A 12583-nucleotide genomic window follows, 5' to 3' on the forward strand; every position below is an offset into this window, starting at 1 on the left:
TTCGGGTACGCGTAGTTTACGCCGATGGCGGCCGGCCGGATGCGGCCCGCTTTCCGTCCGGTCAGTCCATCGCCAGGGTGGCGGCGTGCTCGGTGACGCTGCTGCGCAGTTCCACGTCCGGCATGCGGCGCACGATCAGCAGCGCCAGCACCGCCGCCGCGGCGCCCACCGCAAAGATCAGGTGGAAGCCGGACTCCACGCCGCCGGCCAGCACGGCGCGCACCGACGGCGACAGCTGCGCGAAGGCCTCGCTGCCATGGCGCAGCGCGCCCAGGTCCAGCGCCTGCGTGACCCCGGAAGCCGCCAGCGCCTGACGGAATTCCAGCGTCAGCAGCGTGCCGGCCAGGGCGCCGCCAAGCGCGCTGCCGAGCGAACGCAGCACCAGCAGCGCGCCGGTGCCGGCGCCGGTATCGCGGCGCTCCAGCGCGTTCTGCACGCTCATCAGCGTCGCCACCATGGTGATGCCCAGGCCCACGCCGGCCAGCGTCATCGCCGCCAGCACCACCGCCAGCGGCACGGCCGGAGTCACCAGCGCCAGCACGATCAGGCCCAGCGCGCCGGCGATATAGCCCGCGGTCAGGATGCCGCGCATGCGGCCCACGCGCGGCGCCAGCCACGCGACGATGAAGTTGCCCGCCACCGTCGCCAGCAGGAACGGCATCACCAGCAGGCCCGAGGTCGACGCATCGGCGCCGCGCACCAGCTGGAAGTGCAGGGGCAGGGCGAAGATGCACAGGAAGATGTCGAGCGCGGCCAGCGCCGACGCGGCCACGCCCAGCACATAGGCCCGGTTGGCGAACAGGCGCGGCGGCAGCATCGGGTCGGCCGCGCGGCGTTCCTGCCAGGTCAGCAGCAGCACGGCCGCGACCGCGGCCAGCAGCAGGGCGCCCAGCTCGGGCGAGAGCCAGTCGTAGACATCGCCGCCCCAGCTCATTGCCAGCAGGAAGGCGACGATGGCCACCGCCAGCAGCAGCGCGCCCAGCCAGTCCACGCGCGCGCGCCCGCCGCGCGCGGGCAGCATGGCCAGGCCGCGGTAGCACATGAACATCGCCAGCAGCCCCAGCGGCACGTTGACCCAGAACAGCCAGCGCCACGACATGTGGTCAGAGACCCAGCCGCCCACCAGCGGCCCGGCGATCGACGCCACCGCCCATACCGTGGCCAGGTAGCCCTGGTAGCGCCCGCGCTGGCGCGGCGCCACCACGTCGGCGATGGCGGCCTGCGCCAGCGACATCAGCCCGCCGCCGCCCACGCCCTGCAAAGCGCGGAACAGGATCAGCTGGCCCAGTGTCTGCGCCAGCGCGCACGCTACCGAGGCACCGATAAACAGCGTGATCGCCACCATCAGCAGGCGCCGCCGCCCGAAGCTGTCCGACAGCTTGCCGTACAACGGCGTCGTCACCGTCGACACGATCAGGTAGGCCGTGACGATCCACGACAGGTGGCCGAAGCCGTTCAGGTCATTGGCAATTGCCGGCACCGCCGGGATCACCACGGTCTGGTCGAGCGCGGCCAGCAGGATGCACAGCACGATGCCGCCAATCACGCGCATGACGGCGCGGTGATCATGGACGGGCAGGGCGTTGGTGTTGGCGGAGCCAGGCGAAACTGCGGGTGCGGCGGAAGCGGGCGAAGACATGGGCAAGCACAAGCCGCAGCCATGTGCGGCGAAAGCAACGTCAAATGCGGGGAATATCGGCCGGGAACCGCGCGGGGGAGGCGTGAAGCCGGGGCGGATGGCCTAATTCAGCGAACGCATAATTATATGCGGCCAGCGAATATCGTGCTTGCGGCCAGCGTGGGCCGGCCTGCCAGGCGATGCAGGCGCCGGTGGCGGTCGCGCTTATCCGTTGATACGGAAAACGGGCGCGACCAGTCCACCGGCCACACTGCGGGCTTAATGCCCGCCGCCGGTGATGTAATGCTCCAGCTGCTCGATGATGAACTGCTGTTCCGAGATGATGTCCTTGACCAGGTCGCCGATCGACAGCATGCCGATCAGCTCGTCGCCCTGCATCACCGGCAGGTGGCGCAGCCGGTGCCGGGTCATCAGCGCCATGCATTCGTCGGTGGTCTGGTTGGCGCTGACGTAGATGACCGCATTGGTCATGATGTCGCGCACCAGCGTCTCGCGCGAGGTGCGCTGCATCAGGATCACCTTGCGCGCGTAGTCGCGCTCGCTGAGGATGCCCTTGATCTCGCCATGCTCGATGACCAGCAGCGCACCGATGCCCTTCTCGGCCATCAGCTGCAGCGCGGCGTACACGGACGCCGTGGGGGGAATGCTGTAGATGGCCTGACTCGGCTTGGACTCCAGAACCTGGCGTGCGGTTTTCATCACCAACTCCTTTTCCGTCGAGAAAACATGCGGCTGGCGCTACCTGGCTTGCTGCCAATGGAACCAGAGTAGCAAAGGAATGCGCGGGCTTACAGGGTGACTTACGCTAATCTTTGTAAGCAAGGGTGTGACGCTCGCACTGCTGGCGACACCCCAACTACTCGGTCAGCATCCGCACCTTCACCTTCTTGCCCTTGACCTTGCCGGCGTTGAGCCGCTTCACCGCCTCGCGCCCGATGCTGCGTTCCACGGCGATATAGGTCGACATTTCCAGCACATTGATCTTGCCGATCTGCTCCTTGGCAAAGCCTGCCTCGCCGGTCAGCGCGCCCAGGATGTCGCCGGGACGGATCTTCTCCTTGCGGCCGCCCAGCATCTGCAGCGTCACCATCGGCGGCAGCAGGCGCTCGGCGCTGGCGGGGGTCAGCTCGGCCAGCGGATGCCATTCGAATTCGCCGCCGTGGTGCTGCTCCAGGTTGCCCACGCGGCCCATCTCGTCCATGCTCACCAGGCTGAAGGCCCAGCCCTCCTGGTCCGCACGGCCGGTGCGGCCGATGCGGTGCACATGCACCTCCGGATCGGGCGTGATCTCGACATTGATGACCGCCTCGAGCTGCGCGATATCGAGCCCGCGCGCGGCCACGTCGGTGGCCACCAGCACCGAACAGCTGCGGTTGGCAAACTGCACCAGCACCTGGTCGCGCTCGCGCTGCTCCAGTTCGCCGTGCAGCGCCAGCGCCTGGTAGCCCTGCGCGCGCAGCAGCTCCACCAGGTCGCGGCAGCGCGCCTTGGTATTGCAGAAGGCCAGCGTGCTGGCCGGGCGGAAGTGGTCCAGCAGCCGCCCCACGGCGTTCAGGCGCTCGCTCTCGTCCACCTCGTAGAAGCGCTGGCGGATGGTGCTGTTGTCATGCGTGGCTTCCAGCTTGAGCGACTGTGGATTGCGCAGGAAGCGATGGCTGAGCTTGTCGATGCCGGGCGGGTAAGTCGCGGAAAACAGCAGCGTCTGGCGCTCCTTCGGGCACCGGCTGACCACATAGGCGATATCGTCGAAGAAACCCATGTCGAGCATGCGGTCGGCCTCGTCCAGCACCAGCGTATTGATGGCCGACAGGTCCAGGCTGCCGCGGTCGAGGTGGTCCAGGATGCGGCCCGGCGTGCCCACCACGATATGCGCACCGTGGATCAGGCTGTCGACCTGCGGGCGCATCGGCGAGCCCCCGCACAGCGTCAGCACCTTGACGTTCTCTTCGGCGCGCGCCAGGCGGCGGATTTCCTGCGTGACCTGGTCGGCCAGTTCGCGCGTAGGGCACAGCACCATGGCCTGCACGTCGAAGCGGCGCGGATCGAGCCGGTGCAGCAGCGCCAGCCCGAACGCCGCGGTCTTGCCGCTGCCGGTCTTGGCCTGCGCCACCAGGTCATGCCCCGCCAATGTGATCGGCAGGCTGGCCGCCTGGATCGGCGTCATTTCGTCATAGCCCAGCTGCGCCAGCGTGGCGAGCATGGCGGGCGACAAGGGCAGGGTGGAGAAAGCGGCGCCGGCTTGCGGCTGCGGGTGTGCTTGCACAGGGGTCGAGTTCATGCGGGATTATAGCGATCCGGCGTCAGGCATCCGCATCAGCCGGCGGCGTCCAGCCCAGCCGCTCCAGCAACGCCTGCGCGGCGGCCGGCGCGCGTTCCTTGGCACCGTTGATGAAAAAGAGAAAGACCTCGCGCTTGCGTGCCGCGGGCTGGCGGTCTTCGAGCATCGGCAGGTCTTCCGGCTGCGCGCCCTGCGCCCACGCCCGCGCGCGTGCGGCCCATTGGTCGAGCGCCTTCGGACCATAGCCGGTCTTCAGCTTCTCGCTGCTTTCCATCAGCCGCGCGTAGACAAAATCGGCGGTCAGGTCCGCCATCGACGGAAACCTGGGCGAATCCGTAAAGACCGTGGCGGCCTTGTATTTCCGGGCGAGCTTCAGGTAATCGGGCGAGCGGAAGCTGTCGTGGCGCACCTCCAGCACGTGGCGCAGCGTCACGCCTTCCACGGATGCCGGCAGCAATTGCAGGAAGGCCTCGAAGTCGTCCGCATCGAACTGCTTGGTCGGCGCGAACTGCCACACCACCGGCCCCAGCTTGCGGCCCAGCTCGGCAATGCCGCTGTCGATAAAGCGCGCGATCGAATCGCCTGACTCCGCCAGCACGCGGCGATTGGTGGCAAAACGCGAGGCCTTTACCGCAAAGACGAAGTCATCGGGGGTCTCGTCGCGCCATTTGGCAAACGACGTGCGCTTCTGCGTGCCGTGGTACGTGCTGTTGATTTCGATCGCGCTGAGGTGTCGGCTGGCGTAGGCCAGTTCGCGCGCCTGCGGCAGTTTGGCGGGATAGAAGTTGTCGCGCCACGGTGCGTAATTCCAGCCGCCGATGCCGACGCGCACCAGCCCGGCCGCCGTGGCGGCCTTGCGCGATGGCGTGCCCGATCTGGGCCTGGCTGCGGCCGCAGCGGGTGCGGCAGGCGTGGATGCGGCCTTCGCCGCGGGGCGTGCTGGCATGGCGCGGTCTCCCGAATCGCGAGACTGGCAGTCTAGCGGGAATCCGAGCCAGGCGGGTGAGGGCGTCGCTAAACCGAGCGCCCATGAAAAAACCGGAAGAGGGCAATGCCCCCTTCCGGCCCGCTCCCCGATCCCCCGGGTTCAGAACGAGAAATTGAGCAGCACGTCCGCGATGTTGACGTCCGCGGGCTGCGTCTGCACGGCACCGGTGATGCTGGTGGCCTGGATGCTGTACTTGCCTGCCGCAGCGCCATCCGGCGACAGCGGGATCGGCAGCGCGGCCTGGTAGGTGCCGATCACCGGCGCGGCCACCGGCAGCGCGGGCTCGGTCGCAAACAGGCTGTAGGCGCCGGTATCGCTGGCCGCCGCGGTCGCGGCGATTTCAAAGGTGCCGCCGTTGACCAGCTGCAGCGCGCGCAGCGTGGCTTCGGCCGAAGCCGGCGCCACCACGCCCGAGACGCGGCGATAGGTCGATGCCGGCAGCGTCATCGGCGCCGCGGCGGTCGAGATCGCCGTGGGCGTGCCCACCACCACCGGCACGCCGCGCACGATGCCCGCCGCCTTGGCGTTGGCCGCACCCGGCACCACCACCACGTCGACCGGACCGGCCGTGCTGCTTTGCTCGATCGGCGACAGGCGGAAGCTGCCGTTGGCATCCGCCACGGTCGACTTCACCACCACGCCATTGCGCTCGGCATAGACGCGCGCACCCGGGGCCGCGGCGACCACGCCGTTGACTTCGCCGCTGACGGTCATCGGGATCGCGGTCACCACCGGCTTCAGGCCATAGGTGCCATTGCCGCGCGTCACCACCGACTTGCACGCGTCGAAGTCCAGCACCAGGTCGGTCAGCGTGTCGCGCGCCACCGTGAACGGACGATTGATCTTGATGCCCGACTGCACCGCGCTGGGCGTGTCGAGCGGCTGCTCGGCGCCACCCACGGGCACCACCGAATTGGCCAGGGCCGAGGCACCGCTGCCGCGGTTGGCATCCAGCACCAGGCGCACCTGCTGGTAATCACCGGCCGGCAGTGCGGTCTGGCCCAGCACCGTCATCACGCCGTTGGTCAGCGACAGCAGGTCGATCCTGCGCGCGGGCACGACGTCGATATCGACCCAGCCCCCGGCGCTGGCCTCGGCGCTGGCGCTGCTGTGCACGCGCACCTTGTTGACGGTCACGAAGACATTGTTGAAACCGCAGGCCGGCGCATCGGTCATCGATACCTGCAGCGTGCCGCGCCCGGGGCCGTCGTCGCCGCCGCCGCCGCCGCAAGCGGCCAGCGCAAGCACGCCGCTCAGGGCCAGCAGGCGCAACGGAGCAGAAGTATTAGAAAGGACTGACACGGTAGTTTCTCCGCATTGTTGTTTGTGGGGTGATCGGAGCTTATGTTGAGGTTCGCATAACCGTTGTAAATCTTTGTAATACGTTGTGAAAAAGTCCGCGCCTTGTCTGCATGACCGGTCATGGCTGCTACCGGAAGGTACAAGGGCGATGACCAGCCGGATTCCATGCAATGCGGCATCGGCTCTGCTGCGGCCGGCCCCTTGCCGGCACACATCGATCCCGGCGCTGCCATTGCGCCGCAACGCGACGCTTATTGCGTTGCACTGCCAGCGCCGGACAGGCTGCGTCCGGACGCCTCGGTTTCGGCCCGCGTATCGGTGAGCATCGCGGCAGCCAGCCCGCCCAAGCGCCGGCTCGCGCACGAATTCACCGCATTGTTTCGTCAACGTCTGCGTACTGCGCGCGATATGCATCACATCGCTCAAGTCGGCAGGCCGCGCACCGTATACAGCGGGGTGGAAATCCCACGCTGCAGCTTGCTGCAAACGCCCCCAACGATTCCTTACGAAGGATTCCCCTTGATGTTCACTACCATCCGCGCGCGGATCGTGGCCCTGTGCGTCGCCATCGTGGTCGCCGCGCTCGCCATCAACACGGCACTGAACCAGTTCGTTGCCAATCGCTATAACGAAGACGCCATCGACGGCAGCCTCGCCGCCGTGCAGAGCGGACACGCCAGCGCCATCGTCGACTGGGTGGCCTCGCACAGCCGGATGATCGAGTCGCTGCAGGACGCCGTGCTGCAGCCCGAACCCGATGCTGCGCTCAGGCAGATCGCCCAGGCCGGCGGCTTCACCAATGTGTACGTCGGTTACGCCGACAAGACCGCGAAGTTTTCCAACCCGCAAGGCATCCCGCCCGGCTACGACCCCACCGGTCGTCCGTGGTACCGGCAAGCGGCCGCGGCCGGCAAACCCGTGGTCACGCCGCCTTATGTCGATGCCGGCACGGGCAAGCTGGTGGTGGCCTTCGCCGCGCCGGTGGTGCGCGACGGTACCGTGCAGGCCGTGGTGTCCGGCGATGTGGCAATGGATACCGTGATCGCCAACGTCAAGGCGATCCACCCGTCGCCGGCCAGCTTCGGCATGCTGGTGGCCAGGAACGGTGACATCGTCGCGCACACCGACGACAAGCTCACGCTCAAGCCCGTCACGGACCTGGTGCCCGCGCTGAGCGCCGACAAGCTGGCCGCTTTAGCCGGCGCGAAGACGCCGCTGGAAGTCGAAGTCGGCGGCAGCGCCAAGCTGCTGGGTGCGCGCGCCATCCCGGGCACCGACTGGATGGTCATCGTCGCGCTCGACAAGGCCGAGGCCACCGCCGGCATGCGCTCGGTGCTGATCGCGTCAGTGATCGCGCTGGTGCTGATCGCCGGCGTGGCCGCCGCGGTGGTGTGGGGCGTGGCGACGATGTCGCTGCGCGGCCTGTCCACCGTGCGCGACGCCATGGACGCGATCGGCTCGGGCGACGGCGACCTGACCCAGCGCCTGCCCGCCGGCGGCAACGACGAGGTCGCGCAGATCGCGCGCGCCTTCAACACCTTCGCCGACAAGCTCTGCTCGATCATGCGCCAGATCCGCGACGCCAGCGAATCGGTGCGCGCCGCCGCCGACGAAATCGCCGCCGGCAACATGGACCTGTCGCGCCGCACCGAGTCCGCCGCCGCGAGCCTGCAGCAGACCGCCGCCTCGATGGAAGAGATCACCGCCACCGTGGGCCAGTCGGCCAGTTCGGCGCAGCACGCCAACGACTCCGTCGCCGCCGCCTCGCGCGTAGCCGCCGACGGCGGCGTGGTGATCGGCGAAGTGATCAGCACCATGGGCCAGATCGAGACCGCGTCGGTCAAGGTGTCGGACATCATCGGCGTGATCGAGGGCATCGCCTTCCAGACCAACATCCTGGCGCTCAACGCCGCCGTCGAAGCCGCGCGCGCCGGCGACCAGGGCCGGGGCTTCGCCGTGGTCGCCGGCGAAGTGCGGGCGCTGGCCCAGCGCAGCGCCCAGGCCGCGCGCGAGATCAAGACCCTGATCGAAACCACCGTGGGCAGCGTCGCCTCGGGCTCCGACCAGGTTCGCCGCGCCGGCGACACCATGGGCGAGATCGTCGGCAACGTCTCGAAAGTGACCGGCATTATTAACGAGATCACTCACGCAGCGATGGAACAGACTCGCGGCATTCAAGAGGTGAATATGGCGGTGAGCCAGCTGGACCAGATGGTGCAGCAGAACGCGGCGCTGGTGGAGCAGTCGACCGCGGCGGCGGCGGCGCTGCAGGCGCAGGCCGGCAGCCTTGCGGGGGCGGTGGGTCAGTTCAGGCTGGGCTGAGATCCCCGGCAGTCATCGCGCCTTGGCCGGCGGCACGGGCGGATGCTCGCGCCGCCCGCCGATCGCGCCGGTGCTCGCCGCCCGCACGATCCTGCGGAAGGTCGGGCACTCCATATGGCTCGGCGCCGGGCAAACCGCCGCATGCCGCAGTCCGTCGCGCATCGCCGTCAGCTTGCGGATGGTCCGGTCGAGCTCGTCGGCCTTGGCCGCCAGCATCTGCCGGTCGATGCGCGGCTGGCCCTGCGGCGAGAACATCCGCGCAATGTCGTCCAGCGAGAAGCCGGCGGCCCGCCCCAGCGCGATCAGCGCCAGCCGCTCCAGCACGCCCGCATCGAACACGCGCCGCATCCCGCGCCGGCCGATCGACGCGATCAGTCCCTTTTCCTCGTAATACCGCAGCGTCGAGGCCGGCACGCCGGCCTGCCGGGCCACCTCCGCAATATCCAGGCTTTTCACGTCTTGACCTCAAGTCCACTTGAACTGGCACAGTGTAGCTTCCAGCCACACAAGGGGGTAAGACCATGGGTGAACAACGGCAAACCAGCGGCAACGGCGGCGAGCAGGCCGCACTGTGGAACGGCGCCTCCGGCCAGGCCTGGGTCGAACACCAGGGCCTGCTGGACAATATGTTCCGGCCCCTGGAAGCGCAACTGGTCCAGGCCGCCGGCAACGCCGCGGCGCAGCGCATCCTCGACGTGGGCTGCGGCACCGGCAGCACCACGCTGGCGCTGGCGCGGCACATCGGTGTGAAAGGCCGCTGCACCGGCATCGATATTTCCGCGCCGATGCTCGCCGCCGCGCGCACCCGCGCCCAGCGCGAAGGCATCGACGCAAGCTTTGTCCACGCCGATGCGCAGGAGCACGCCTTCGCCCCGGCCAGCTTCGACCTGATCGTGTCGCGCCTGGGCGTGATGTTCTTCGACGATCCGGTGCTCGCCTTCGCCAACCTGCGCTGGGCCGCGACGTCCGACGCCACGCTGCACTGCATCGCCTGGCGCAGCGCCGCCGAGAACCCCTTCATGACCACCGCCGAGCGCGCCGCCGCCCCGCTGCTGCCCGGGCTGCCGCCACGGCGACCCGGTGCACCCGGTCAGTTCGCCTTCGGCGACCGCGAGCGCGTGCTGTCGATCCTGCAGGCGAGCGGCTGGGACGATATCGACATCGTCCCGACCGATGTCACCTGCACCCTGCCGGAGCCGGCCCTGACCGGCTACCTGTCCCGGCTGGGCCCGATCGGGCTGGCGCTGCAAGGCGCCGACGCCACCACGCGCGCGCGCGTCATCGACATCGTGCGCGCCGCATTCGCGCCCTATGTGCATGGCGACACCGTACGCTACACCGCGGCGTGCTGGACCATCACGGCCCGCGCGACCGCAGCCGCTTCGCCCATTGCCCGGGACCGGGACCGGGACCATGCCTGAAACCACCGCGATGCTGCTCCACGCTACGCTGATCGGCACCGGCGCCACGCTGGTCATGGACGCCTGGGCCATCCTGCGCCAACGGCTGCTCGGCGTGCCCGCGTTGAACTATGGCCTGGTCGGGCGCTGGCTCGGCTGGCTGCCGCGCGGACGTTTCCGCCATCACCCCATCGCCGCCACGCCACCGGTGCGCGGCGAGCAGGCCATCGGCTGGATCGCCCATTACCTGACCGGCATCGCGTTTGCGGGAATATTGCTGGCCTTATGGGGTCTCGACTGGACGCACCGGCCGACGCTGGCACCGGCGCTGATCGTCGGCCTCGGCAGCGTTGCCGCGCCCTTCCTGCTGATGCAGCCCGCGATGGGCGCCGGCATCGCGGCCAGCCGCACGCCAAGGCCGAACGTGGCGCGGCTGCATAGTCTGGTGACGCATGCGGTGTTCGGGATGGGGTTGTATGGGGCGGGTTGGGTGATACGGCTGGTAGCGGGATAGCGCTGGCCCCCAGATCTGCGCGCACGCCATCGCGCCATGCCGGCGCGGGGCTTATTCGGGCACCGGATACTTCCTCGCATTCATCTCCATCTTCGCCCGCACCGCCGCGTCCAGGTCTACCCCGAGCGCCGTCACCAGCTGGGTCAGATAGATGGTGATATCCGCAAGCTCCTGCTCCACGTGCTCGCGCTTGGGCGTGGCCATGATGGCGCGCGATTCCTCCTCGGTCTGCCACTGGAAGATCTCGACCAGTTCGGAGACCTCGACGCTCAGTGCCATCGCCAGGTTCTTGGGGCTGTGGTATTTGCCCCAGTGACGGGCTTCGCCGAAGTCGTAGGCGGCTTGCTGCAGGTTCTTGATATCGATCAGGGACGTCATGGCGTGGCGATAGGGTTAGCCGCGTACCGGGAGCCGGCGGGCGCGAGACGCAGATTTAAGCATGACCTGCCCGCCCTCGACATCCTGGCCGGCCCAGGCTTACCCTTCGCTTGTGCATCCACCGTCGCAACGGAGGTCCCCATGCGCCCGACTCCTGGCATGGCGCTCGCCACGCTGGCCGGCACGACCGCCTACCTGGCCATCGCCATCGCCGGCTGGGGCGGCATCGCGCCCTTCTTCGCGCACCCGGCACGCGTGGCGCTGGCCGGGGTGCTGTTCGCCCTGGCCGCCGCCGCGCTCTTTTCCGGGGGCAACCTCAGCAGTGGCATGCGCGAGGACCGCGGCAACCGCTGGGTGCTGGCCGTGTTCGGCGTGCTCGGATTGCTGGCGGCGTACCTGCCGCCCTTTACCGACCGCATCGGCGTCTGGACCATCGATGGCGACACCATGCGCTGGATCGGCGTGGCGCTGTTCGCCGGCGGCGGCGTGCTGCGGCTGTGGCCCGTGTTTGTGCTGGGGCGGCGCTTCAGCGGGCTGGTGGCGATCCAGCCCGGGCACACGCTGGTCACGACCGGCATCTACGGCGTGATCCGGCACCCCAGCTACCTCGGTTTGCTGATCAGTTCGCTGGGATGGGTACTGGCCTTTCGCTCCGGCGTGGGCGTGGTGCTGACACTGCTGATGGTGCCGGCGCTGCTGGCGCGCATCCGGGCGGAAGAGGCGCTGCTGCGCGATCAGTTTGGCGATGCGTACGCGTCGTACTGCGCCAGGACGTGGCGCCTGCTGCCGGGGATCTACTGATCGACGAAGCGGCGCCGCGGGCACCTCCGCGATGAATTTCCCGCTCACCAAGGGTTATCCCTAGGCACGCATTCCCATTTTCCGGGACTGGCAGTTTTGATTTCCGGGAATCCGGTCCTATTCTTGGGCCCCATGTTGAATGCAGTCGACTCCACCATCGCCCCCGCGCCTGCGGCGACCACGCCCGCCGCATCCGCCCAGCCCGCGGCCGGCGCCGATCGCGTGCTGTTCGTGCTGGCCGCGCTGGCGCAGCACGGCGCGCCGATCACGGTGCGCGAGCTGGTGGCCCGGACCGGCCTGCCCAAGAGCACCCTCTACCGCCAGCTGATGCTGCTCAAGCGCTGGGGCTTCGTGCTCGAGTCCGATGGGGAATACGCGCCGGGCCCGATCAGCCTGCAGCTCGCCCTCGGTTTCGACATGGCCTCGCACCTCGCCCGCGAAGCCTTGCCGGATATGCGGCTGCTGGCGCAGCAGTCCGATGAAAGCGTCGGCCTGGTGGTGGCCGTCAAGGATCACGCGGTGTGCCTGGAGATGGTGGAGAGCCGCCAGTCGCTGCGCTGCTCGTTTGAGAAAGGCCGCGGCGTGCCGCTGCGCGCGGGCGCGTCGGCCAAGTCGCTGCTGGCCTTCATGCGCGACGAGGCGCGCGAGCGCCTGGTGCGCGCGCAGTGCGAGCCGGCCGAAGCCGAACAGCTGCTGCAGGAACTCGCCGCCATTCGCGACACCGGCTATGCCGTCAGCGAAGGCGAAGTGGATCCGGGCGTGTGGGGCGTGAGCGCGCCGCTGTTCTCGCGCCGCGCCAAGGCCGACGCGCTGGGCTCCATCACCCTGATGGTGCCGGCCACGCGCCGGCAAGGGCGCGAAGGCGCGCTGATCGACATGACCGTGGCGGCAGCCATGCGGATTTCCGCGCGGCTGCAGTCTTACTGAAACCCAAGCAACCATTACCGCCGTGCGCACCTCC

Annotated in this window: 12 protein-coding genes; 5 read left to right on the forward strand and 7 right to left on the reverse strand. The window is 68.7% G+C overall.

Annotation, left to right across the window (positions count from 1 at the left end):
• Positions 1-61: 61 nt before the first annotated feature.
• From GA0116996_RS20500 to GA0116996_RS20520, 5 genes are all read right to left on the reverse strand, one after another.
• Positions 62-1552 (reverse strand): MDR family MFS transporter, encoded by a 1491-nt coding sequence (locus tag GA0116996_RS20500; protein ID WP_092315276.1) that lies wholly within the window; start codon positions 1550-1552, stop codon positions 62-64.
• Between the two features lie 345 nt (positions 1553-1897).
• Positions 1898-2338 (reverse strand): CBS domain-containing protein, encoded by a 441-nt coding sequence (locus tag GA0116996_RS20505; RefSeq protein ID WP_092315278.1) that lies wholly within the window; start codon positions 2336-2338, stop codon positions 1898-1900.
• A 157-nt stretch (positions 2339-2495) separates the two neighbouring features.
• On the reverse strand, positions 2496-3917 hold the full coding sequence (gene dbpA / locus GA0116996_RS20510; RefSeq protein WP_092315280.1) for an ATP-dependent RNA helicase DbpA: 1422 nt from the start codon (positions 3915-3917) through the stop codon (positions 2496-2498).
• Positions 3918-3939: 22 nt separating this feature from the next.
• A complete protein-coding gene (locus GA0116996_RS20515; protein ID WP_092315282.1) occupies positions 3940-4863 on the reverse strand; it encodes a DUF72 domain-containing protein in 924 nt (307 codons plus the stop codon).
• Between the two features lie 141 nt (positions 4864-5004).
• Entirely contained in the window at positions 5005-6207 is a 1203-nt protein-coding gene (locus tag GA0116996_RS20520) for a DUF4382 domain-containing protein (protein WP_092315284.1), read from the reverse strand.
• Positions 6208-6729: 522 nt separating this feature from the next.
• Here GA0116996_RS20520 and GA0116996_RS20525 point away from each other — a divergent pair.
• Positions 6730-8529, forward strand: coding sequence for a methyl-accepting chemotaxis protein (locus GA0116996_RS20525; protein WP_092315286.1), 1800 nt, complete (start codon positions 6730-6732; stop codon positions 8527-8529).
• Positions 8530-8541: 12 nt separating this feature from the next.
• On the opposite strand, the gene GA0116996_RS20530 is transcribed toward GA0116996_RS20525, so the two are convergent.
• Positions 8542-8985, reverse strand: a complete 444-nt coding sequence (locus tag GA0116996_RS20530; RefSeq protein ID WP_092315288.1) for a helix-turn-helix domain-containing protein — start codon at positions 8983-8985, stop codon at positions 8542-8544.
• Between the two features lie 65 nt (positions 8986-9050).
• On the opposite strand from GA0116996_RS20530, the gene GA0116996_RS20535 reads away from it, so the two are divergent.
• Both GA0116996_RS20535 and GA0116996_RS20540 read left to right on the forward strand, forming a co-directional pair.
• Positions 9051-9950, forward strand: a complete 900-nt coding sequence (locus GA0116996_RS20535; RefSeq protein ID WP_092315290.1) for a class I SAM-dependent methyltransferase — start codon at positions 9051-9053, stop codon at positions 9948-9950.
• Positions 9943-10443 carry a DUF2938 domain-containing protein gene (locus tag GA0116996_RS20540; RefSeq protein ID WP_092315292.1) on the forward strand — a complete coding sequence of 167 codons (501 nt, stop codon included), beginning with the start codon at positions 9943-9945 and terminating at the stop codon, positions 10441-10443. Before GA0116996_RS20535 ends, GA0116996_RS20540 begins: the two co-directional genes overlap by 8 nt.
• Positions 10444-10494: 51 nt before the next feature.
• Here GA0116996_RS20540 and GA0116996_RS20545 read toward each other — a convergent pair whose 3' ends face one another.
• Entirely contained in the window at positions 10495-10821 is a 327-nt protein-coding gene (locus GA0116996_RS20545; protein ID WP_092315294.1) for a nucleotide pyrophosphohydrolase, read from the reverse strand.
• Positions 10822-10962: 141 nt separating this feature from the next.
• Between GA0116996_RS20545 and GA0116996_RS20550 the strand changes: the two genes are divergently transcribed.
• Positions 10963-11622, forward strand: a complete 660-nt coding sequence (locus tag GA0116996_RS20550; protein ID WP_092315296.1) for a methyltransferase family protein — start codon at positions 10963-10965, stop codon at positions 11620-11622.
• A 132-nt stretch (positions 11623-11754) separates the two neighbouring features.
• The gene (locus tag GA0116996_RS20555; RefSeq protein WP_092315298.1) at positions 11755-12549 is read left to right on the forward strand and encodes an IclR family transcriptional regulator; all 795 of its coding nucleotides are present in this window, start codon (positions 11755-11757) and stop codon (positions 12547-12549) included.
• The last annotated feature ends 34 nt before the right edge of the window (positions 12550-12583 follow it).

Source organism: Cupriavidus alkaliphilus (assembly GCF_900094595.1).
Taxonomy (GTDB): Bacteria; Pseudomonadota; Gammaproteobacteria; order Burkholderiales; family Burkholderiaceae; genus Cupriavidus; species Cupriavidus alkaliphilus.

Excerpts from the sequence above, each read along its gene's own strand:
- GA0116996_RS20515 (WP_092315282.1), bottom strand. The coding sequence starts at position 4,863 with ATGCCAGCACGCCCCGCGGCGAAGGCCGCATCCACGCCTGCCGCACCC.
- GA0116996_RS20555 (WP_092315298.1), top strand. The coding sequence starts at position 11,755 with ATGTTGAATGCAGTCGACTCCACCATCGCCCCCGCGCCTGCGGCGACC.
- dbpA (WP_092315280.1), bottom strand. The coding sequence starts at position 3,917 with ATGAACTCGACCCCTGTGCAAGCACACCCGCAGCCGCAAGCCGGCGCC.
- GA0116996_RS20500 (WP_092315276.1), bottom strand. The coding sequence starts at position 1,552 with ATGCGCGTGATTGGCGGCATCGTGCTGTGCATCCTGCTGGCCGCGCTC.
- GA0116996_RS20505 (WP_092315278.1), bottom strand. The coding sequence starts at position 2,338 with ATGAAAACCGCACGCCAGGTTCTGGAGTCCAAGCCGAGTCAGGCCATC.
- GA0116996_RS20550 (WP_092315296.1), top strand. The coding sequence starts at position 10,963 with ATGCGCCCGACTCCTGGCATGGCGCTCGCCACGCTGGCCGGCACGACC.
- GA0116996_RS20540 (WP_092315292.1), top strand. The coding sequence starts at position 9,943 with ATGCCTGAAACCACCGCGATGCTGCTCCACGCTACGCTGATCGGCACC.
- GA0116996_RS20545 (WP_092315294.1), bottom strand. The coding sequence starts at position 10,821 with ATGACGTCCCTGATCGATATCAAGAACCTGCAGCAAGCCGCCTACGAC.
- GA0116996_RS20525 (WP_092315286.1), top strand. The coding sequence starts at position 6,730 with ATGTTCACTACCATCCGCGCGCGGATCGTGGCCCTGTGCGTCGCCATC.
- GA0116996_RS20535 (WP_092315290.1), top strand. The coding sequence starts at position 9,051 with ATGGGTGAACAACGGCAAACCAGCGGCAACGGCGGCGAGCAGGCCGCA.